This is a genomic window from Roseomonas chloroacetimidivorans (assembly GCF_049629625.1).
GTDB lineage: Bacteria > Pseudomonadota > Alphaproteobacteria > Acetobacterales > Acetobacteraceae > Roseomonas > Roseomonas chloroacetimidivorans.
In genome coordinates this window covers 1-21,790 of record NZ_JBNBZS010000082.1, presented here as the reverse complement: position 1 = coordinate 21,790, position 21,790 = coordinate 1, and the positions used below count along the sequence as shown (strand labels likewise).

Genomic DNA, 21,790 nt, shown 5'->3' with positions numbered 1-21,790 from the left:
CTTGCAGGTCCAGCGCAAGGGCGACATCGGATCGCCCCGTGCTCCCGGTTCCACCAGCGACAGCAGGTCAGGCAACAGCCCAGGGTCCCGCTCCATCGCCGTCTTGCCGCCGCCGCCCCGTTTGCGAACACGTCCCGGCGGCAGCCCGCACGCCAGGTCCTTCAGGCCCCGGCCAATCGTGCTCGCCGCCAGCCCCGTCGCCCGCGACACCGCGGCAATCCCGCCATAGCCCGCAACGCGCGCCTCCGATGCCGCTAGCAATCGCCGACCTCGTTCGTCTAAATGCGCCGACAGCTCCGAAAACCGCGCCCGAACCCCGTCAATGTCGATCATCCCGCTATGCTACGTCTCCGCCAAACGCAGGAGAATCCCTGCCCCACAACCGCAGCCCCAAACCCGATTCACTTATCGGCGGACGAGCCCTTATGCCGAACCGAGCGAACTTTCGATACGTGATCGGCTGGCATTCGAGTTTCACCGTCCGGAAGGCCGGCTTGCTGACACCGGCATCGTTTTCCACCGGGTTCAGGCACAGGTCTACTGGCGTCTGATCGACGGAGAGAACGTAATTCTGAGCGCTCCGACAAGCTTCGGGAAGAGCTTGGTCATCGACGCGCTGATCGCTACGGGGAAGTTCAAACGTGTCGCCCTGGTCGTGCCGACGATCGCTTTGATCGACGAGACCAGGAAGCGCCTATCGCGCTTCTCGGACACGTACAAGATCGTAACTCATGCCTCCCAGCCGGCCGACCCTCGAAGGGGCACGATTTACGTACTGACGCAGGAGCGCGTTATCGAGCGTGATGATCTCGACAATCTAGATCTATTCGTGATCGACGAATTCTACAAGCTTGACCCTGGTGGCGGTGGAGGCGATCGCGCTGCTATCCTGAATCATGCCTTCTACAAGATGCTGAAGACGGCGCGACAATTCTACCTTCTCGGTCCTAACATCCGCGCGGTTCCGGTTGACTTCCAGGATCGCTTTGAGGCGCGGTTGATCGTCAGCGACTTCGTCACTGTGGCAAGCGACGTTCATCGTGTCGATCAAACTGGGGGACCGCGCGAGGCACTGGTTCGCCTTGTGGAAGACTTGGATGGATCGTCGCTGACCTACTGCCAGTCACCGGGCAGTGTCCGCCGAGTGGCTCAGCTGCTCGTCGAGCGGCAGGTCACAGAAGTCGATCCGACGCTTGCCACACTCGTGGAGTGGATCGGCAGAAACTTCCATCCCGAATGGATTGTGGCCCGTGCGCTGGCTCGCGGCATTGGCGTCCACCACGGCCGGCTCCCTCGCGCGCTCGCGCAGTTGCAGGTCCGGCTCTTCAACAGCGGCGCTCTGAAATTCCTGATCTGCACGTCCACTCTGATCGAGGGTGTGAACACAGCCGCCAAGCATGTAGTCATATACGACAATAAAATCTCTAAGAAGCCTATCGACTATTTCACGTTCCGCAACATCCAGGGCCGTTCTGGGCGCATGTTCCGGCATTTTGTCGGGACGGTTCACCTCTTTCATTCACCACCGCAGGCAGACTTGCTTGACGTCGATTTCCCGGCGTTTACTCAGACCGAATCAGCATCCGACGGACTGCTTGTACAGATCGATGAAAGCGACCTCGGAGGTGAGGGCTTACGACGTGTCAATGGTCTGAAGGGTCAGTCTGATCTTAGCATGGAGACCATCCGTGCGAATGCACACGTCGACCCGCAACAGCAGATCGCTTTGGCCCGGCATATCCGCTTGCACGCGCGAGAGCTTTACCCAGCGTTGTCGTGGCGGGGTGAGCCCTCGAATGACCAGATCTACAAGGTTTGCGAACTTCTGTTTGACACTTTGCTGGTGAGTGCCGGGCGGGACGTTATCCGTAATGATCGGCATCTCGCGTTCTTACTGACCCAGCTGCGCCAACAGGGTGCAGCTAGCTTTATCCGCGCACAGGCCCATGCGACGGGCGCACGCGCGCCCGCAGACCCCAGCGATCGAGTGGAGAACGCATTGGAGTTCCTCCGTAACTGGGCGGCGTTTCACTTTCCGAGAGCCCTCACAGCTCTGGAGCGCATCCAGGCCGAGGTGTTCGGCCGGCTCGGCCTGACGCCTGGCAGCTATACTTCCTTCGCGGTGCGCGTCGAGAATCTTATGCTACCTCCGGCGCTAGCAGCGCTCGACGAGTATGGGCTGCCACTGCCACTTGTTGCACGTCTGGAACCTCTACTTCCCTCGGGAGCTGATCTCGATTCCGTCCTTTCAGCCTTGAGATCGCTAGACGTGTCGAGATTGCGACTAAGCCCATTTGAGCGGCGGCTACTGGGGGAGGTCCGGGCGACACTGCGATGTTGCCATTGCAGGTGGTCCATCGTCACCACAACGTCGCGGCGTGTAACGCACGGGTCGCCCGCTGAGGCTCGCAGGACCAACATCATCCAAGGGTGAAACCCTTACCCCTCAAGCCTCGCGTACGGCGCTTATGTCAGGGTTCCTTCAACGCCGGATCACTCTGATCAAATTTCAACCGCTTACATCCTATTTTGTGCAGCCAGGGTAAGCGTCAGCTCAGGGATCAGCTGACGCCTTTTGGACTATGACGTCTGCTCAGCGGACATCTTGGCATTCTCTGTCCTGGATGCGGTGCTCACAGTGGTGGGCGCCAGTGTCTGCCGGAGGCCGTGACCTCCGATTATCTCGCGGCTCGCGCCGTGCCGGCCTACGCGCACCTCCTCGTTTACCGCGCCGAGGGCTCGGTACCTGAAGGATGAATGCAGTACGGGCTGGAGCAGGAACTCGGCAAACTCCATCCGCAAAGGGGACATCGAGCCGCTCCCGGCCCTATCCAGCACGGTGTTCGGTCACGATGATATCCATCGGGATGTCGTGGGACTGCGGGTGAATCGTCGCGATCCGTGACAGTTCGAACCCGACACCGACCGTTCGCGGCCTGGCTGGCATCGTGGCCAGTGTGCGGTCGTAGTATCCGCCGCCATATCCGACGCGGTATTTCTGACCATCGAAGCCGACCAACGGCACGAGCAGGACATCGGGTGTGACTGGACCACCCTCGGCGGGAACGGGGATATTCCAGATCCCGTGCGTCATCGGAGCTCCGGGCCACCACTCGCGAAAGACCAGGGGCTTGGCTTTCTCGACGACGACCGGCAGGGCGAGACGTACACCCTTGGTGTGGAGGCATCGAGCCAAGGGCCGTGGGTCATACTCCCCCTTGAACGGCCAGTAGAAGCCGAGCAGCTTGCCAGGAGCGAATGACAAGGTCTGGGGCAGAGCGGCCGTGATCGCCTCGCTGAGCGCGGACCGCACCGCAGCTGGCATGGCAAGGCGCCGCTCGATGAGCACCGCGCGCTTGGCCTTGCGCCAGAGCCGGACCTCCTCCCAGTCCTGCGCGGCACTGGTTTCGGGCGGCGGCGCCGGCGCGGCTACCCGCTCGGCAAATTCCACGAAGGACGGGTCGAGCTCGTGCAGGATGCAGGGTGGCGAGCTGAATCCCGCACGGTCTGAGAGCGCGTCCTGCGGCTCTGGGCCCTGGCCCGGCGTCTTCCCGCCATTTCTGTCGCCCATCTCAACTGCTCCCTCGACTTGGGGTTCGTGCCTGCTCACGCCGGTCAATCGAACAACGACAAGCCGTGACTTCCGCCTACGGCACCGAAGACCGTGAGCAAGCTCAGGGCAAGGGGGATCATGTGGAAGCGGTGGATGGTGCGGAACGTCACATCCGGGCTACGTCTCGCACGCTCGGCGAACGGACGGTGTAGGACCAGCGGCTCCAGCACAAACAGCATACCGGCGAAGATCAGCCAGACCAAAACCACCGCGTGCATCCACCAGTAGGACAGAGACGCGAACCGGTCCCAGGCCTGCACCTGGACCAGCATGTAGAGACCGCTCACGCCGGCCACGAGAATGCTGACCCGCGCCTGCCGCGCAAAGCGACCTTCGATGGCCTCGAACAAGGCGATCTGCTCCGCCGGACCCCGGATCAGGCGCAGGGCTGGAAGCAGAACGGTCGTCACCAACCCCACGCCGCCAATCCAGAGCACGACGGCCAGAACGTGCAGTGCACGGGCGAACGTCACATCATCCATAACCGCCTCTCCCGTCCGCCCAATGCTGCGGGACCGCTGGCGTTTTCGCTCCAGTCACCAGGGCGGCCCGCTTCACGGGCTCGCAGGTCAGGCAGGCGAGCACCATCCGGGTCCAGATCAGCGCGAAGCGGCGGCCCGGACCTGCTGCAGGAATATACCGGTCCGCCGTGGCTCCGGCTGAGGAACTGGACTGCAGCACACGCTATCCCTTTAACTTCGGGCAAGCAGCGGCATCTCCGCCTTGTGTTCCTGCCATGCGGTGGAACACGACCTGGAACCGCACCGGCCCGAGCGGGGCGACCTCGTGCGGCACACCCGGCTCAACCAGGCCTGGAGCGGTTGAGGGATCAAGCAGGCGCTCGGACGGCGGGTCGAGCACCCGGTACAGCAATCGGCCCTCCAGCACGCAGATCAACGCCCAGGTGCCCGGCGCGGTGCGGTGCTCCCGGAGGAGCCCGGGCGGGACCGTCGCCTCCGTGAACACGGGGGTGCTCCGGTACGGCTCGCAGTTCGGCGGCAGTGCGGCACGGGCTGCCGGCCCGCTGATGTCATCGCGCATCTCGCGGACCTCGCTCGCAGATGGCTTGCAGCACCATCGCGTTGTTGTGCTCCGTGTCTTTCGCCCCGAACAGCAGGGTGACGCGCCTGCCGCCCTCGACCAATGCGCGCAGTTCGTCCAACGCCGCATTGCCCACCAGTTCCGCCTGGTAGCGATCCTGAAACCCCTGCCATTTCGCCGGGTCATGATCGAACCAGCGCCGCAGGCTGGCGCTCGGCGCGGCTTCCTTGAGCCAGAGGTCAACCTGCGCCGCGTCCCGTGTCAGGCCCCGCGGCCATAGCCCGTCCACCAGCACACGAAATCCGTCGTCGACAGCCGGTGGATCATAGGCCCGCTTGACCCTGACCTCGCTCATCCTCCCGAGGGCCCTTTCTGCTTCGCCTCCTCTTCCTCGAAGGTGGTGAGCGCGAGGATCGAGTGCGCGTAGGCTCCGCCTGCCCGCATCTCGGTCGCGACCCAGATCGCCTCCATCAGCTCCTCTCGCGTCGCACCAGCCCGGAGGGCTGCCTTGGTGTGGCCTTTGATGCAGTAGGGACACTGGGTCGCATGCGCGACGGCGACGGCCACGATCTGCTTCATCTTCGCCGAGAGAGCCCCCTCGGCGAAGGCCTGGCGGCTGAAGGCGTCGAAGGCAGCCTGGGTCTCCGGTGCGAGTTCGCGCCGCTTCTGTGCTGTCTCTCGCGTCGCCGCCGGATACATCGCGTCCGTCATGGATTCTTCCTCCTCGGTGCTGCTTCAGATCAGGTCATGTGCCCGGCTTGGGAGAGAACAGGGCTTCCTTGCCCGGCTTGTCCTTCCACGTATCGGCATCCGGCGGCGGCTCGCCCTTACGGGTGATGTTGGGCCACTGTGCCGCAAAGGTGCGGTTCTGCTCGGCCCAGCCATTCGCGCGGTCGTCGCTGTCCGAGAGGATCGCCTCGGCCGGGCACTCCGGCTCGCACACGCCGCAGTCGATGCATTCGTCCGGATGGATCACGAGCATGTTCTCGCCGACGTAGAAGCAGTCCACCGGACAGACCTCCACGCAGTCCATGTACTTGCACCTAACAGGCTGCGGAAATTCGATTTTGGCGAGGCTTCTACGAAAATTTATTACGCTGCGTACGATTCGGGCACAGCAGTGTTGTGCACATCACGGTCTGTCCAATTCGGATTGTTCGTGTGGCTGGGCTGGAGCAGCGAATTTCCGCAGCCTGCTAATGCAGTTCTCGGTGACGACATAGGTCATGCCAGCCTCCGCAGGTTCAGCTTGGCATCTTTCGCCGGCACGGGGCGCGGCGCCGGCAATCGCTCGAACAGGCCCATGCGCAGGCTTCGGGCGATGCGCTCGGCCCGCTCGCAAAAGGCCCCGGCGAGGGGAGGCGCAAACAGCTCGGCACAGGTCTCGCCGAACAGAGCCAGCCAGTGATCGAACATGGTGGGGCTGATTGTTGAAAGCCGGAGATGCACCGAGAAGGGGTCGCCGTGATACCGGCCGCTCCTCAGCATCACGGAGGACCAGAAGTCGCACAGGCACGCAAGATGGCGTTCCCATGCGGCCTCACCGTCGCCGATGGCTCCGGCGAAGACCGGGCCCAGCAGGGCGTCGTGGCGCACCCGAGCATAGAACGCGGCGACCAGACGACGAATATCGTCCTCGCTCGGCTGCAGCGTGATCTCCACGTCCATGACTCCGTCCTCTCGGCTCAGTCTCGGGGGCTATCAGGCCGCGACTTGCCGCTCCGGTGCGTCCAACAGCTCATCCGCCGGGCCAAAAAACTCGTAGCGGATCCGCTCGCCGGGCACGCCATGACGGGCAAGCCCACGGGTGATGTCGCGCAGGAAGGGCTTGGGACCGCAAAGATAGTAGGTCGCCCTGTCGATGGGCGTGTTCGCGGCCAGCCAGTCGGCGGTGATCAGTCCCTGCTCATCGTAGTCCACGCCCTGCCGGTCGGTGTCGAGCGGGTCGGCGTAGAAAATCCGGCTGTTGCTGCCCGGGCTGGCGGCGACGAGATCGCGAACCTCGTTGCGCAGGGCATGCACACGGCCGTTCAGGGCGCCGTGCACGTACCAGGCCGGCCGTTGCGGCTGCTTCGCGGCGAGAACGCCGAGCATGCTCACCATCGGCGTGAGGCCGACGCCGCCGCTGACCAGGACAACCGGATCCTGTCCTGCCTCATCGAGGAAGAAATCGCCCGCAGGCGGCGCCACCTTCAGGACTGTGCCGGGGCCGGCATGGTCGTGCAGCCAGTTCGAGGCCCGTCCGGCCGGCAGGGCGGGTGCCGCCTCGCGCTTGACGGTGATGCGATAGACGCGGTCGTTCGGCGCGCAGGAAATGGAGTAGTTGCGCCGGAGCGCGCCCACCCCGGGCAGGTCGAGCGCGAAGCCGAGATACTGGCCGGGCTTGTGCGGCACAACCTTGCCGCCATCCACCGGCACCAGCACGAAGGACCGAATGATCGCGCTCTCGTCGGTGACGCTCTCTACCTCGAAGTCGCGCCAGCCGTTCCAGCCGCCGGGGGCGCTGGCCAGATCCCGGTAGATCGTCGCTTCGCGGCCGATCAGCAGCTCGGCCAGGAACCAGTAAGCCTCGCCCCAGGCGGCCAGAATTTCGTCCGTTGCGGCGTCACCGAGGACATCCTTGATGGCGGCCAGCAACGCTTCCGCCACGAACGGGTAGTGCTCGGGCAGGATGTTCAGTGCCACGTGCTTCTGCGCGATCCGCTCCACCGCGCCGCCGAGCACGCCGAGATTATCGATGTTGCGGGCATAAGCCAGCACCGCGCCAGCCAGGGCCTTGGGTTGCGAGCCGGTCTCGCCATGGTGGGACTGGTTGAACAGCTCGCGAATCGCCGGGTTCTGGAACATGCGCTCGTACATGCGGCGGGTGATCGCCAGCCCATGCGCCTCCAGCGCCGGCACGGTCGCCTTCACGGCAGCGATGGTGGAAGCGGAGAGCGGGTTGGGCATCGGTCGCGTCCAGTTCTCGAAAGGTGTATAGCAGATGCATCTAAAGACCGGGCCAGAAAAGGTGCAAGTCGTTTACACCTTCTCTGATGCTGGCTAGGAGAGGGTCAGCCATGCGCTTGACGCGCTTCACCGACTATAGCCTGCGGACGCTGATGTTCCTTTGCCTCCGGGATGGGGAGAACAGCTCTATCGCGGAGATCGCCAGTGCCTACGCCATCTCGGAGCATCACCTCACGAAGGTGGTGCACCGGCTCGGTCAGCTTGGGTTGGTGCAGACGACCCGGGGGCGGAATGGCGGCTTGCGCCTGGGACGCCGGCCGGAGGAGATCGGGGTGGGCCAAGTGGTGCGCCAGACGGAGGAAGACCTTGCCATCGTCGAGTGCTTTGGCGGTGGGTGCTGCCCCATAGCCGGCGTCTGTGAGCTGCAGCGAGCACTGGCAGAGGCGCTGCAGGCCTTTCTTCTCGTGCTCGACCGCTACACGCTGGCGGACCTGGTACGGCCACGCGGCGCCGCTCTCGCGGGCCGCCTTGGCCTGCCGGCGCCCGAGGGAGCAGCAAGATCATGAGCGAGTCCGGTGTCCGCGAACTGCTGGCCCAGAGCCCGCTCTTTGCTGGCCTGCCGCAGCCATCGCTCGATGACGTGCTTCAGGCCGTCAATCTGCGGATGCTACCCGCGAAAACGGTGCTCTTTCATCAGGGTGATGCGCCGAGGGAGCTCATCGTCCTCGGCAAAGGGATCGTCAAGGTGTGGCAGATGCGGGCTGGTGGCGATCCCGCCACCATTCACATGCTGGGACCGGGCGATCTCGTCGGCGCTGTCGCGGTGTTTCGGCAGATTCCTTTTCCGGCCACCGCGACAGCGGTGACCGACTGCATCCTGCTGTCCTGGGCCGCCGCGCGGACCAACGACCTGATGGAGCGATATCCCGCGATCAGGGCCAATGCCCTCGACTACGTCGGCGCACGCACCGAGGAACTGGTTCACCGCCTCGGCGAGATGGCCACCGAACAGGTCGAGCAGCGAATCGCCAGAGCCCTTCTGCGCCTCGCCGGCCAGACCGGCCGGGCAGCACCCGAGGGAATTGAGATCGGTTATCCGCTCTCCCGCCAGGATATTGCCGAAATCGTAGGCACCGATCTCTACGTCGTCAGTCGTGTGCTGCGGGATTGGGCGGCGCGAGGCCTCGTTGTGACAGGACGGCTTCGCGTGGTGCTGTGCAACCGCCAGCCGTTGGAACGGATTGCCAGAGAGGGCTGCTGACTGAAAACACCCTGCCCCGGCTGCCGACAGCTGTTCTTCCGCGTGTTTGCGCTAACGCAAAGAGAGCATGAGTCATCCGGGGCATAATTCCTCCCGACTTGTCTGGGGCCAGACATAGGCTGGGGGCCACACCATTGAGCCAGTTCGTCGATCGGCTTCTGTTCTTCCGGAAATACAAGGGCACCTTCGCTGAAGGTCACGGCGTGGTCACGGATGAGAACCGCGCGTGGGAGGACAACTACCGCTCCCGCTGGCAGAGCGAGAAGATCGTCCGATCCACTCACGGTGTGAACTGCACGGGAAGCTGCAGTTGGAAGATCTACGTCAAGAACGGGCTGGTGACCTGGGAGACGCAGCAGACCGACTATCCGCGGACCCGGCCGGATCTGCCGAACCATGAGCCCCGCGGCTGCCCGCGCGGGGCCAGCTACTCCTGGTATCTCTACAGCAGCAACCGCATCAAGTACCCGCTCGTACGCGGACGCCTTCTGGCGATGTGGCGGGAAGCGCGCAAGACGCTGCCACCCGTCGCGGCGTGGAAATCCATCCAGGATGACGCAGCGAAGCGGCAGGATTACCAGCGGGTGCGCGGCCTCGGCGGCTTCGTCCGTGCCGACTGGGACGAAGTCAACGAGCTGATCGCGGCCGCCAATATCCACACGGTCAAGCAGTGGGGCCCTGACCGCGTGGTCGGCTTCTCGCCGATCCCCGCCATGTCGATGATCAGCTACGCCGCCGGCACGCGCTATCTCAGCCTGATCGGCGGCACATGCCTCTCATTCTATGACTGGTACTGCGATCTGCCCCCATCCTCGCCGCAGACCTTCGGCGAGCAGACGGACGTACCGGAGAGCGCCGACTGGTACAATTCCGGATATCTGCTGCTCTGGGGCTCCAACGTGTCGCTAACACGGACGCCGGACGCGCATTTCTACACGGAAGCCCGCTACCGCGGCGCAAAGAGCGTGGTGATCGCCCCCGACTTCATCGAGGTCGCGCGCTTCGCCGATTTGTGGCTGCACCCAAAGCAGGGCACCGACGCAGCGCTGGCCCTCGCCATGGGCCACGTGATCCTGAAGGAGTTCTTCGTCGACCGGCAGGTTCCCTATTTCCAGGACTACGTTCGCAAGTACTCGGATCTGCCCTTCCTGGTGATGTTGGAGAAACGGGAAGAAGGGGTGGTTGCTGGCCGCATGCTGCGCGCCGCCGACTTCCCGGACGCGCTGGGCCAGACGAACAATCCCGACTGGAAGCCGGTCGTGATCGACGAGGCCACAGGCCAGGTAGTGGCCCCGCAGGGCACCGCGGGATTTCGCTGGGGCGAGCAGGGGAAGTGGAACCTGGAGCCCAGGGATGGCGGTGACGGGCACGAGATCCTGCCGCAGCTCTCCCTGCTGGCGGAGGGCGGCGAAGTCGCCACGGTCTCCTTCCCGTATTTCGGCAATGCCGGCCGCTTCGGCCTGACCGACCACGCACCGGTCCAGCACCGTCGTGTGCCGGTGCGCACGCTGACGTTGAAGGACGGCAGCCAGGTCCAGGTGGCGACCGTGTTCGATCTGATGCTGGGCAGCTATGGCGTCGGCCGCGGTCTTGGTGGCGACGCGGCAACCAGCTTCGACGACGACGTGCCCGGCACCCCGGCCTGGCAGGAACAGATCACCGGCGTGCCGCGCGACCGCTGCATCGCCGTCGCGCGCGGTTTCGCGGCCAATGCCGAGGCCACGAACGGCCGCTCCATGGTGATCCTCGGGGCCGGTCTGAACCACTGGTATCACATGGACATGTCATACCGGGCTATCATGGCGATGCTGACCCTGTGCGGCTGCATCGGCCAGTCCGGTGGCGGGTGGGCGCACTACGTCGGGCAGGAGAAGCTCCGGCCACAGGCAGGGTGGCTTCCGGTGGCCTTCGCGTCCGACTGGGTGCGACCGCCCCGTCAGATGAATGGGACCAGCTATTTCTACGCCCACACCGACCAGTGGCGGTATGAGCGGATGGAGTTGCGCGAACAGATTTCTCCGCTTGCCGACCCATCCCGCTGGTCCGGCACCATGATCGACTGCAACGTGCGGGCAGAGCGGATGGGATGGCTGCCGAGTTCGCCACAGCTGGCGCGGAATCCGTTGCAGGTCGCGCGCGATGCTCGCGAGGCCGGAAAGGACCCGGCGAGCTATGTCGCGGAGGGCCTGAACGCCGGCACGCTGCAGATGGCCTGCGAGGATCCGGACGCACCGCAGAACTGGCCCCGCAACCTGTTCGTCTGGCGCTCGAATCTGCTGGGCGCCAGCGGCAAGGGGCACGAATACTTCCTCAAGCACCTGTTAGGTGCCCGCAACAACGTGCTGAACGAGGAGAGTGACCAGCGCCCCGAGGAGGTCGTGCGCCACGATGTGGCACCGGAGGGCAAGCTCGACCTGCTGGTCACGATTGACTTCCGCATGAACACCACCACGCTGTTCAGTGACGTCGTGCTGCCCACGGCCACATGGTACGAGAAGGCCGACCTCAACACCTCGGACATGCACCCCTTCATCCACCCGCTTCAGGCGGCTGTGGACCCAGTCTGGGGGAGCCGCACGGACTGGGCGATCTTCCGCGAGATCGCGAAGACCTTCCAACGCCTCGCGCCCGAAGAACTGGGCGTGGAGGAGGACGTGGTGCTGACACCCACCCTCAAGGACACGCCCTCCGAGCTGTCGCAACCCTATGGCGGGGAGGACTGGCGCCGCGGGAAATCCCAAGGTGTGCCAGGTCGTACCATGCCGGCCATCACCGTCGTGCCGCGCGACTACACCGCCACTTACGACCGCTTCATCAGTGTGGGACCGCTGCTCGAGGAACGCGGCAATGGCACCAAGGGCATGGTCTGGGATACGAAGGAGGAGGTGGCGCGCCTTCGTCACGTCAATCCGCCGACCGACGGTGACCGGCCGCGCCTGCGCGACGATCTGGATGCGATCGAAACCGTGCTATCGCTGGCGCCCGAAACAAACGGCCATGTCGCGCTCAAGGCCTGGCAGGTCTTGTCCAAGGTGACCGGACGGGACCATACACATCTGATTGCTCGTCGCGTGGACGAGAAGATCGAATTCCGCGACATCGCGGCCCAGCCGCGCCCGATCCTGACTTCCCCCGTGTGGTCGGGCATCGAGAGCCATGAGATCTGCTACAACGCCGGCTGGACCAACGTGCACGAGTTGATCCCCTGGCGCACCCTCACCGGGCGGATGCAGATCTATCAGGACCATCCCTGGATGCGAGACTTCGGCGAGGGCTTCGTAACCTACCGGCCGCCCATCGACACGCGCTCGGCCAGCGAGGATCTGGCGCGCCTGCATGACAACGGCAACACGCCGCTGGTGCTGAACTTCCTGACGCCGCACCAGAAGTGGGGGATCCACAGCACTTATACCGAGAACCTGATCATGCTGACGCTGGCCCGCGGTGGTCCGATCGTCTGGATCAGCGAGCGGGATGCGGCTGTGGCCGGCATCGAGGACAATGACTGGATCGAGGCGTTCAACCGCAACGGCGCTCTGGTCGCACGTGCCGTCGTCAGCCAGCGCATCCCGCAGGGTGCCGCCTTCATGTATCACGCCGCCGAGCGCACCGCGAACGTGCCGGGCAGCGAAGTGACGCAGAACCGTGGCGGCATCCACAACTCCGTGACGCGCGTGGTGCTGAAGCCCACGCACATGATCGGCGGCTATGCCCAGCTTTCCTACGGCTTCAACTACTACGGCACGGTCGGGTCGAACCGGGACGAGTTCATTGTCCTGCGCAAGATGGTGAAGGTCGATTGGCTCGACCGGCCGCTCTCAGAGAAGCGGCCTATCATGAAAGCCGAGGAATCCACCCGCCTCGAGGGACACCGGGCATGAAGATCCGCGCGCAGATCGGCAAGGTCCTGAACCTCGACAAGTGCATCGGCTGCCACACTTGCAGCGTCACCTGTAAGCAGGTCTGGACCACACGCCAGGGTATCGAATACGCTTGGTGGAACAACGTCGAGAGCAAGCCAGGCATCGGTTACCCCAAGGATTGGGAGAACCAGGAGCGCTGGCGCGGCGGTTGGGTCTTGGGCAAGGGCGGCACTCTGCGGCCCAAGACCGGCGGTAAGTGGCGCATCCTGTCGAAGATCTTCGCCAACCCGGAGTTGCCGGAGATCGACGACTACTACGAACCATTCGACTACGAGTACTCCTATATCCATGGGGTGCCAGAGAGCGAGGCAGCGCCGACCGCGCAGCCGGTTTCCATCATCACCGGCGAGCGCATGGAGAAGGTGCGCTGGGGACCGAACTGGGAAGAATCCCTCGGCACCGAGTTCCGCAAGCGCGCCCAGGACTACAATTTCAAGGATGTCGAGAAGGCGATCTATGGGGAGTTCGAGAACAGCTTCCTGATGTTCCTGCCGCGCCTGTGCGAGCACTGCCTGAACCCGACCTGCCTGGCAGCCTGTCCTTCCGGAGCGATCTACAAGCGGGAAGAGGATGGCATTGTCCTGATCGACCAGGAGAAGTGCCGGGGTTGGCGCATGTGCGTCACAGGCTGCCCCTACAAGAAAGTCTACTATAACTGGCACACCGGGAAGTCGGAGAAGTGCATTTTCTGCTACCCTCGTATCGAGAGCGGCCAGCCAACCGTATGCTCCGAGACCTGCGTCGGTCGCATCCGCTATCTCGGCGTGATGCTGTATGATGCCGACCGGATCCTCGAGGTCGCATCCCAGCCCGACGTGCAGGATTGCTATCAGGCGCAGCTCGATATCTTCCTGGACCCGCATGACCCCGCCGTGATCGCCCAGGCGCAGAAGGACGGCGTGCCGGATAGCTGGATCGAGGCCGCGCAGCGCTCGCCCGTCTACAAAATGGCCTGCGACTGGAAGGTCGCCTTTCCGCTGCACCCGGAATATCGGACCGTTCCGATGGTCTGGTACATCCCGCCGCTCTCCCCAATCCAGGAGGCCGCGGATGCGGGGGTACTCGGCACGCTGGACGGCATTCCCGACGTGGACAGCCTGCGCATTCCCGTCCGCTACCTCGCGAACCTGCTGACGGCCGGCAAGGAGGAGCCGATCCGCCTCACGCTGCGCAAGCTGTTGGCGCTGCGCGCCTACATGCGCCGCCGCAGCATCGAGGATGTCCGCGACACCACCGCCCTCGATGCGGTGGGGCTGACCGAGCGTCAGGCGGAGGAGATGTACCGCGTGATGGCGATTGCGAACTACGAGGATCGCTTCGTGATTCCGACCGCGCACAAGGAGGTGGCGGAGAACGCCTATGACCAGCGCGGCATCGCCGGCTTCCATTTCGGCCAGATGACGTCCGAGGGAAACAGCCGCTTCATGCTGTGGGGCCAGGATACACGGAAGACGCGGGGCGAACGCTTCCCGCTGGACAGGAAGTAGCGCCATGCTCGCCTGCAAGGCTCTCGCCGGACTGCTGCTCTACCCGCACGAAGCACTGCTTGGTGCGCTGCCGGAGATTACCGCCATCCTGCGCGAGGCGGGCCTGCCGCCCACCGAACTGGACGCGGTCCTCCGCTTCTGCGACCGGCTCGCCGCTGCCGAGCTGCTCGATGCGCAGGGTGAGTACGTGGCCCTGTTCGACGCAGCGCCGTCGCTCTCCCTTTATCTGTTCGGTCACGTGCACGGGGATTCGCGCGAGCGTGGGCAGGCGATGGTGGACTTGGTCGAAGACTACCGCCGCATGGGGCTCGACATGACGGCGGATGAGCTGCCCGACTTCCTGCCAGTCTTCCTCGAATACGCCTCCCTGCACGACCCCGCGCAGGCCCGCGTTCTGCTTGGCGAGGTCGCCGAGGTCGTGTCCCTGTTGGCCGGGCGGCTGGAGCGACGGGGCACCCCCTACGCCGCCGTGCTCCGCGCGATCGAGGCGCTGGGCGCACGGCAGGCCGACCGGGAGGCGGTGGAGGCCCGTCTGGCCGAAGGTGAGCCAGAAGACACGCCCGAGGCGCTGGACGCTCGCTACGAGGAAGTTCCGGTGAACTTCATGGAGCCGGCGGTCGCGGACAGCGCCTGTTCCAAGGCGGCCGCTCTGGTCGCGCAGTTCAGCCGGGATGTTCCGCTTCGCTCCCCTCCGTCGAACCCGCCTGAGGGCACCCAGGAGACAGCGCCATGGATTGGCTGAACCAGTTCCTGTTCGGGTTCTATCCCTATCTCTGCATGATCTGCTTCTTCCTGGGCAGCTGGGCGCGCTTCGATCGCAGCCAGTTCTCCTGGCGCAGCCAGTCCAGCCAGTTCCTGCGTCGACGGGAGGTGGTTTGGGGCAGCAACCTGTTCCACATCAGCATTCTGGGCCTGTTCGTCGGCCATACCGCAGGGCTTTTGACCCCGCCTGAGATCTATCACGCGCTCGGGCTCACGGTGAAAGCCAAGCAGATCCTGGCGATCGTCACCGGCGGCGCGCTGGCTGCCCTCGGCGTGGTCGGCGGCGGAATGCTGATCCACCGGCGGCTCACCGACCCGCGCATCCGCCAGACCAGCAAGCCCACCGATATCTTCATCCTGCTGTTCATCTTCTTTCAGCTCTGCCTGGGCATTGCCACGCTGCCGGATTCCGCGATGAACCTGGACGGCACCTACATGCTGGTGCTGGCCGAGTGGAGCCGCAGCATCCTGCTGTTCCAGCCGGGCTCTGCCCAGCTCGTCAGCGCGGTGCCCTGGGTCTACAAGGTCCACCTGGTCTGCGGCATGACCCTGTTCCTGCTCGTCCCGTTCACCCGCCTCGTGCATGTGTGGTCGGCGCCGATCTGGTTCCTGGGGCGGCCGGGCTGGCAGATCGTCCGCAAGAACGCCAACATCGCCAAGGAGGGCGTGTGATGCGCGGCGCGGCAGCAGTGCTGCCGGCGGTGGCCGTGCTGCTCATGGCGGCCGGCTCGGCCACGGACGTGGCGCCCACGCCCGGTGTCGTTCCCTTTGGCGATCAGATCAGCGAGCAACGTCTGCCGCTGTATCATCGGGTCACGCCGATGATCGCCACATCCGGGCCGATCAATGATGCCGGGGTGATCGAGGCCAAGCGCGTCGGCTTCGCGATGATCGTGGATCTCAGGGCCGCTGGCGCCGATACGGCCTCGGAGAAGCAGCATGCTGAGTTCTCCCGCATCCGCTACGTCAACATTCCCGTCCAGGGGGTGCCCACGGCCGACCAGGTGAAGCAGTTCGCGGACATCGTGGCGGACCGCAGCAACCTGCCCTTGCTGCTACACGGTACAGATATCGACCAGTCCGGAGCGATGTGGGCGCTGTATCGCGCCTCGCTCGGTGTGCCGCCGGCCATCGCTTTCGAGGATGGAGTGGCAGCGGGGCTCAACGCCGGCGGCCCCGCGGTGCAGGCCAGACTGAACGAGATGGGGCGCAAGCCGGGAGGGCAGCCATGATCAAAGTGGACGGGGTGGTGATCCCCGAGGAGCTGATCGCCCTCGAGGTGCAGTTGCAGGATGCGGCCGACCCGGCCACCGCCTGGGAGAGCGCGGCGCGCTCCCTGGTAATCCGGCAGATCCTGCTGGCCGAGGCCGCCGCACGCGGCATCAGCGACCGTGATCCCGAGCCGGGCGAGGAACCCGACGAGGCGGCGATCCGCCGGCTGCTGGACGCCGAGCTGAAGCTCCCCGAGCCGACCGAGGAGGAACTGCAACGCTGGTACGCCCGCAACGAGGAGCGGCTGCGCCTGCCTGACCTCTGGCACGTGCAGCACCTACTGGTTGCCGCCGATCCGAAAGACGTGCGCGCCGTCGAGGCGGCGCAGGCGCGGGCCGAGGCGCTGCTGGCCGAGGTGCTGCAGGATCCGGACCGGCTGCCCAGCCTGGCCGAGCGGTTCTCGGAATGCCCTTCCAAGGCCCAGGGCGGCGACCTCGGCCTGATCGAACGGGGCAGCACCGTGCCGGAGTTCGAGAGCCATCTTGCAACGCTGCAGGCCGGCCAGGTCTGCCCCACGGTGGTCAAGAGCCGCTACGGCATGCACGTCATTCGGGTTCTGGCCCGTGAGATCGGGCGTGTGCCGCCCTTTGCCGTCATGCGGGGGCGCATCGTCGAGTTCCTCCAGGAAGCGAGCTGGCGCCAAGCCGTGCAGGGCTACATCGCGGCACTGGCCGCCCGGGCGCGCATCCAGGGCTTCGACCTGTTCGAGGGCGAGAACGCCCCGCCTCGGCCCTCCGCCTGGCCGGCGGGATCGTCCTGCACCTCCGCGGACCTGCCCGCCGGCCCGCAACCCGGCCGCAAGCCGGCCATGGCGGCTCCCGGAGGGTGCGGTTGAGCAGCATGGGCGGGACCGACAGAATCGGGACAGTGACGGCGCAGAACAACGCGCGGTCGCTGCGCGTCCTGCTGGTCAGCACCTTCGCCTTCCTGATCTGCTTTGCGATCTGGATGATGTTCGGCGTGATCGGCATTCCAATCCGGCGCGAGCTGGGGTTGAGCGCGTCGCAGTTCGGGCTGCTGACGGCGACCCCGGTTCTGACCGGAGCGGTCTTCCGCCTGCCGCTCGGCATCTGGACGGACCGGTTCGGCGGACGGATCGTGATGACCCTGCTCTTGCTGGCCTGCACGGTGCCGCTCTGGCTGTCCGGCGATGCTACCCGGCTCTGGCAGTTCCTGCTGCTGGGCCTGGCGCTGGGGCTGGTCGGTGCCTCCTTCTCGGTCGGCACGCCCTACGTTGCGCGCTTCTTTCCCAAGGAGCGGCGGGGCTTCGCCATGGGCGTGTTCGGTGCCGGCACGGCGGGCGCGGCCATCAACATGTTCGTCGCCCCCGCCCTGGTCGCACAGTATGGCTGGCAGAGCGTGCCACGGGTCTACGCCGTGGCTTTGCTGGTCACGGCAGTCCTGTTCTGGTTTTTGTCGGCCCCGGACACGACGGCGCCCGGCCGGTCGGTCCCCGTGCGACAGCAGCTCGTCGTGCTGCGCGACCGGCGCGTCTGGAAGTACTGCCAGTACTACTCGATCGTGTTCGGCGGCTTCACGGCGCTGTCGATCTGGATGCCGCAATACTATGTCGGAGAATACGGGCTCTCGATCGCGCAGGCCTCGCTCCTGGCCGCCTGCTTCTCGCTGCCGGGCGGCGTGCTGCGGGCGGTGGGCGGCTGGCTTTCGGACCGGTTTGGCGCGCACAGCGTCACCTGGTGGGTGCTGTGGGCAGCCTGGGTCAGCCTGTTCCTGCTCTCCTATCCTCAGACCGAGTTCACGGTGCATACCGTGCGCGGGACCGCGACCTTCCACCTCGGTCTACCGGTCTGGCTGGCAACGGCGCTGTTGTTCGTACTGGGCGCTGCCTTCGCCTGCGGCATGGCATCCACCTTCAAGTACATCAGTGATGACTTCCCGGAGAACATGGGCATCGTCTCGGGCATCGTCGGGATGGCTGGTGGGCTCGGCGGCTTTCTGCTGCCAATCCTGTTCGGTCTCACTCTCGATTGGCTGGGCGTGAACTCCAGCTGCTTTATGCTGCTGTACGGGATCACCTGGGTGTCACTGATCCTGCTTTACATCACCGAGGTGCGCCGCATGCCTGTGCTCCGTGCGGGTCCCACCAACGGCTGAGTGGAGCAATAGCCGAGCAGCGCTGTGGCTGGGGGGCAGTGCATGGGCTTCTCCGGGGCTGCCCCATAGGAATTCGTCCATCACTGGGATGATGCTGGCAGCCCTGTCAAAGCCCGCGACGCCATGCGGCTTGCCGCCGCTGCTCCTCTTTTCGTTACTGCCGATGCGGGCGCGACAGCTCCCCACCGAGACCGATCTCGTCGAGCCGACTTGGGTCATACTGGCTCAACGGAAGGGGCGACGAGCGTCGGTCCCAGGCGAAAGTCGAGAGAGCTGCAGAGCAGGCAACTGGTTCAACTGCACTATCAGGAGTAACAACGCTCCGGGCAGGGAAGGATGCGAAGCGCGACGGCGCCTGGAGAACGCCAGCCGAGATCGGCCGGCGCGAAATGGCCCAAAGAAGGTCCGGCAAGCGGCGGGAGGAAGGGATAGAGTTGCGCCAATACAGATGGCGGACCGAGCCTGACGGGGTGCTCACGGCCGATGCCGACGGCTTCCGGCTGGTGGTACATAAGCCGAAGGAGGTGGGCGGACATGTGCACTTCCTGGTGCTCCGCCGAGAAGCAAAAGGCGAGCCGCACAGCATCATCGGCTCGGGAAGCGAGGAGAACGTGCGCGACGCCATGAAGGCCGCTGCGCGCATGGTCGAGCGATATCGGACGACATGAGAGCTACGCCCCGGCGACAGGGATTCGTTTCTCTCTTCCGGAGAGGGAAAGAGAAACGTCGATGGAGGATCTTCGCATCATCCAGGCTCTTGCTCCTGACGTGACGCGGAAGGGGCGGCCGGGGACATTGCCACGTTGCCGAGTTGCAGCGACGGCGCCGCAGCTCGAGGAAGCTGGTAGAATGTTGCCCGATCTCGTCACATTCAGAATGGCCGCGCATCACCGCAGTGCATGGCAACCTTCGCAATCTCGCAGCTTTTCTGGCTATCTTGCGTTCTGGTCTGCTGATTATTCCACCGCCATTCGTAAGGTCTGCCGATGGACCTGACTGAAGGGGGTTCCAGAAGCTAAGAAGGATGCAACAGTGTCCAAATCGAGGCGAGAAAGTCTGGATCTGGTATCGCTTGAGGGTCGCGTGCGGAGTGTGTGGCGTCATCTCCAGTCCCTTGCGAAATGCATGCGCGACACGAGCCATGGCAGTTCGGAGCGCTCCAGATCTGAGCGGCTCGAGGTGGTTCTCGCGGGCATGACCGATGGCGTGATGATGCTCGATGCCGATTTGCGCCTCGTGGAGTGGAATTCACATTTCGCGGAGTTCACGGGTGTTCCCGAAGGAATGCTGCGGACCGGGCTGCCTATGGCGGACATCCTGCGCGCTCAGGCCCTTGCCGGGGAGTTCGGCGAAGTTGACGTGGAGACGGAGGTCGCCCGCCGCATGGAGTTCTTGCGGGCCGGGAAGAGCTCCGGGACGATTGAGCGGACCAGGCCCAATGGGCGCGTGATGGAACTGCGCCGCAATTCTCTCCCGGATGGTGGGTTCGTCACGCTCTATACCGACGTGACGGCGCGCAGGCAGGCGGAGGAGCAGCTCCGGCAGGCGCAGAAGATGGAGGCTGTCGGGCATCTCACGGGCGGTGTCGCCCATGACTTCAACAATCTCTTGATGATCATCCTGGGCAACCTTGATAAGGCCGAGCGGTCACTCGACGCTTCCGACCTGCAAAAGGTCCGGCGCGGCATAGAGATGGCGCGAAGTGGTGCGCGGCGGGCCGCCTCCCTCACACAACGCCTTCTGGCCTTCTCAAGGCGTCACCCCCGCGAGCCTCAGCTGGTCGACGTGAACGCGCTCATCACGGACCTTTCCGATCTCATCCGCCAATCGGTGACGAGCAATATCGCGGTTGAGCTCGTCCTGACAGATCACCCCTGGACGATCTTGGCTGATCCAAACCAGCTCGAGGTCGCCCTGCTGAACCTGGCGATCAACGCACGGGACGCGATGCCGAAAGGTGGGGCGGTGACGATCGAGACCGCGAAGGTCACGCGCACCACTGCGGCTGGGCCTGTGTCCATTCCGGTTCCTGGCGACGAGTTCGTGCAGATCACGGTAAGGGATACGGGCGTTGGAATGCCCCGCGAGGTGGCCGCGCGCGCCTGCGAGCCCTTCTTCACGACAAAGGGGCCCGGGAAGGGCACGGGGCTGGGACTGTATCAGGTTGTTGACTTCGCCACCCAAGCCGGTGGGCATGTAAAGATCGACAGTGAGCCGGGGATTGGGACGGCCGTGACCATCTACATTCCCCGCCTGACGGTTGAGGATGCGGCCGGGACATCCCCTTCGCAGCCGATCGACATCAGCCGCCTCGCGGGAAGGGGTGAGAAAATCCTGGTGGTGGAGAATGAGCCGGACATCCTGGCCTACACCACCGAGGGGCTCGAGGCGCTGGGTTACCGCGTCCTCCCGGCGCAGGATGCCTCATCCGCCTTGACGATCCTCGACACCACACCGGACGTCGCCCTCCTGTTCACGGATCTCGGGCTGCCCGGCATAGACGGGCGCCAACTCGCCCGCGAGGCGACGCGGCGGTGGCCAGACCTGCCAGTCCTTTACACCTCTGGCGGCCCAGACAGTGCGCCTCCGGGCGATGGCGCGCCCGGCCCGGGGAGCGACACCATCATCAAGCCCTACGAATTGCCCAGACTGGCGCGGGCGATCCGTACGGTGCTCGACGCGCGTCAGACCGTAGGCGCGTCCGACCCGGCCTAGAACATCCCACCGGTCCCGAATTTGAGTATGGCGCCGACCCGGGAGATGACATCCGGGCCAGAATCCTTGCCATGAGGACGGGCCGGGGCTCAACTTACGCGCGTGACGCACGTTCCGGTTGTATGGGATCGTGAAGAAACGGCGCGGTGCTGATCGGGTCGAATTGACGGTCTACCGGTCCAGCATGGTTGGAGGACGGAAGGTCCGTGTCGTCACAGGGAGCTGCCACGTCGCGGTCAGCAGGCAGCTCCGCCTCGCCCTCCCGCGCGACGACGGCTCCTTCCGCGGCGCGGCGGACGCGCGGCCTGCGGGCGCATTTGGTGGTGCTTGCACTGGCCACTGCCGTCCCGGCGCTCGGCGTGGGCGGCGCGGCCGCGTGGCATGCGGTCGGGAGCTACCGCGAAGCCTTTGAGGAGCGGCTGCAAGACTCGGCTCGCGGCCTGGCACTCGCTATCGACGCCGAGATCAACAGCCATCTCACGACCTTGGCCGCGCTGGCTGCCTCCCCGCTGCTTGACCGTGGCCCTGCCGAACTCGAAGCCTTCTATGTACACGCCAGCCGCGCGGCCGAGGCGGTCCGTTCGCCCGTCGTGGTGGTCGCCCCTGACCTCTCCCAGCTGATGACCACGGACCAACCCTTCGGCGAGGTCCT

Annotated in this window: 21 protein-coding genes and 1 pseudogene; 13 read left to right on the top strand and 9 right to left on the bottom strand. The window is 65.0% G+C overall.

The window, feature by feature from the left end:
* Positions 1-333: pseudogene (locus ACO1BU_RS30260) on the bottom strand (ISAzo13 family transposase); the annotation flags it as partial.
* Here ACO1BU_RS30260 and ACO1BU_RS30255 point away from each other — a divergent pair.
* Positions 323-2,434 carry a DEAD/DEAH box helicase gene (locus ACO1BU_RS30255; protein ID WP_424139679.1) on the top strand — a complete coding sequence of 704 codons (2,112 nt, stop codon included), beginning with the start codon at positions 323-325 and terminating at the stop codon, positions 2,432-2,434. The pseudogene ACO1BU_RS30260 and the gene ACO1BU_RS30255 overlap by 11 nt on opposite strands.
* Before the next feature lie 393 nt (positions 2,435-2,827).
* Here ACO1BU_RS30255 and ACO1BU_RS30250 read toward each other — a convergent pair whose 3' ends face one another.
* The 8 genes from ACO1BU_RS30250 to hmpA all read right to left on the bottom strand — a co-directional run bounded on the left by ACO1BU_RS30250 (position 2,828) and on the right by hmpA (position 7,603).
* Positions 2,828-3,571: a 5-formyltetrahydrofolate cyclo-ligase gene (locus tag ACO1BU_RS30250; RefSeq protein ID WP_424139678.1), complete on the bottom strand. Its 744-nt coding sequence runs from the start codon at positions 3,569-3,571 to the stop codon at positions 2,828-2,830.
* A gap of 44 nt (positions 3,572-3,615) precedes the next feature.
* Positions 3,616-4,095, bottom strand: coding sequence for a hypothetical protein (locus ACO1BU_RS30245; RefSeq protein ID WP_424139677.1), 480 nt, complete (start codon positions 4,093-4,095; stop codon positions 3,616-3,618).
* Positions 4,096-4,297: 202 nt separating this feature from the next.
* Positions 4,298-4,654, bottom strand: coding sequence for a TehB family protein (locus ACO1BU_RS30240; RefSeq protein WP_424139676.1), 357 nt, complete (start codon positions 4,652-4,654; stop codon positions 4,298-4,300).
* Complete coding sequence (locus ACO1BU_RS30235) at positions 4,644-5,009, bottom strand: DUF488 domain-containing protein (protein ID WP_424139675.1); 366 nt, start codon at positions 5,007-5,009, stop codon at positions 4,644-4,646. The genes ACO1BU_RS30240 and ACO1BU_RS30235 overlap by 11 nt, the downstream gene beginning before the upstream one ends.
* Positions 5,006-5,365 (bottom strand): carboxymuconolactone decarboxylase family protein, encoded by a 360-nt coding sequence (locus ACO1BU_RS30230; RefSeq protein WP_075822106.1) that lies wholly within the window; start codon positions 5,363-5,365, stop codon positions 5,006-5,008. Before ACO1BU_RS30230 ends, ACO1BU_RS30235 begins: the two co-directional genes overlap by 4 nt.
* Positions 5,366-5,399: 34 nt before the next feature.
* Positions 5,400-5,720 carry a ferredoxin FdxA gene (gene fdxA / locus ACO1BU_RS30225; protein WP_424139680.1) on the bottom strand — a complete coding sequence of 107 codons (321 nt, stop codon included), beginning with the start codon at positions 5,718-5,720 and terminating at the stop codon, positions 5,400-5,402.
* 158 nt (positions 5,721-5,878) lie between these two features.
* The gene (locus tag ACO1BU_RS30220; protein ID WP_424139674.1) at positions 5,879-6,322 is read right to left on the bottom strand and encodes a group III truncated hemoglobin; all 444 of its coding nucleotides are present in this window, start codon (positions 6,320-6,322) and stop codon (positions 5,879-5,881) included.
* Positions 6,323-6,355: 33 nt separating this feature from the next.
* The gene (gene hmpA / locus ACO1BU_RS30215; RefSeq protein WP_424139673.1) at positions 6,356-7,603 is read right to left on the bottom strand and encodes an NO-inducible flavohemoprotein; all 1,248 of its coding nucleotides are present in this window, start codon (positions 7,601-7,603) and stop codon (positions 6,356-6,358) included.
* A 110-nt stretch (positions 7,604-7,713) separates the two neighbouring features.
* On the opposite strand from hmpA, the gene ACO1BU_RS30210 reads away from it, so the two are divergent.
* From ACO1BU_RS30210 to ACO1BU_RS30155, 12 genes are all read left to right on the top strand, one after another.
* Positions 7,714-8,169 carry an Rrf2 family transcriptional regulator gene (locus ACO1BU_RS30210; RefSeq protein WP_424139672.1) on the top strand — a complete coding sequence of 152 codons (456 nt, stop codon included), beginning with the start codon at positions 7,714-7,716 and terminating at the stop codon, positions 8,167-8,169.
* Positions 8,166-8,864, top strand: a complete 699-nt coding sequence (locus ACO1BU_RS30205; RefSeq protein ID WP_424139671.1) for a Crp/Fnr family transcriptional regulator — start codon at positions 8,166-8,168, stop codon at positions 8,862-8,864. Before ACO1BU_RS30210 ends, ACO1BU_RS30205 begins: the two co-directional genes overlap by 4 nt.
* 134 nt (positions 8,865-8,998) lie before the next feature.
* Positions 8,999-12,745: a nitrate reductase subunit alpha gene (locus ACO1BU_RS30200; RefSeq protein ID WP_424139670.1), complete on the top strand. Its 3,747-nt coding sequence runs from the start codon at positions 8,999-9,001 to the stop codon at positions 12,743-12,745.
* Complete coding sequence (narH, locus tag ACO1BU_RS30195) at positions 12,742-14,274, top strand: nitrate reductase subunit beta (RefSeq protein WP_424139669.1); 1,533 nt, start codon at positions 12,742-12,744, stop codon at positions 14,272-14,274. Before ACO1BU_RS30200 ends, narH begins: the two co-directional genes overlap by 4 nt.
* Positions 14,275-14,278: 4 nt before the next feature.
* Positions 14,279-15,016, top strand: coding sequence for a nitrate reductase molybdenum cofactor assembly chaperone (narJ, locus tag ACO1BU_RS30190; protein ID WP_424139668.1), 738 nt, complete (start codon positions 14,279-14,281; stop codon positions 15,014-15,016).
* A complete protein-coding gene (gene narI / locus ACO1BU_RS30185; RefSeq protein ID WP_252572722.1) occupies positions 15,004-15,708 on the top strand; it encodes a respiratory nitrate reductase subunit gamma in 705 nt (234 codons plus the stop codon). The genes narJ and narI overlap by 13 nt, the downstream gene beginning before the upstream one ends.
* Positions 15,708-16,268, top strand: coding sequence for a fused DSP-PTPase phosphatase/NAD kinase-like protein (locus tag ACO1BU_RS30180; protein ID WP_424139667.1), 561 nt, complete (start codon positions 15,708-15,710; stop codon positions 16,266-16,268). Before narI ends, ACO1BU_RS30180 begins: the two co-directional genes overlap by 1 nt.
* On the top strand, positions 16,265-17,143 hold the full coding sequence (locus tag ACO1BU_RS30175) for a peptidylprolyl isomerase (protein WP_424139666.1): 879 nt from the start codon (positions 16,265-16,267) through the stop codon (positions 17,141-17,143). Before ACO1BU_RS30180 ends, ACO1BU_RS30175 begins: the two co-directional genes overlap by 4 nt.
* Positions 17,144-17,148: 5 nt before the next feature.
* Positions 17,149-18,423, top strand: coding sequence for an MFS transporter (locus tag ACO1BU_RS30170; protein WP_424139665.1), 1,275 nt, complete (start codon positions 17,149-17,151; stop codon positions 18,421-18,423).
* Positions 18,424-18,857: 434 nt separating this feature from the next.
* Positions 18,858-19,091 carry a hypothetical protein gene (locus tag ACO1BU_RS30165; protein WP_424139664.1) on the top strand — a complete coding sequence of 78 codons (234 nt, stop codon included), beginning with the start codon at positions 18,858-18,860 and terminating at the stop codon, positions 19,089-19,091.
* A 457-nt stretch (positions 19,092-19,548) separates the two neighbouring features.
* On the top strand, positions 19,549-21,138 hold the full coding sequence (locus ACO1BU_RS30160; RefSeq protein ID WP_424139663.1) for a PAS-domain containing protein: 1,590 nt from the start codon (positions 19,549-19,551) through the stop codon (positions 21,136-21,138).
* Positions 21,139-21,344: 206 nt separating this feature from the next.
* Positions 21,345-21,790 (top strand): hypothetical protein (locus ACO1BU_RS30155; protein ID WP_424139662.1); only part of this gene is annotated, 446 nt, incomplete at its 3' end.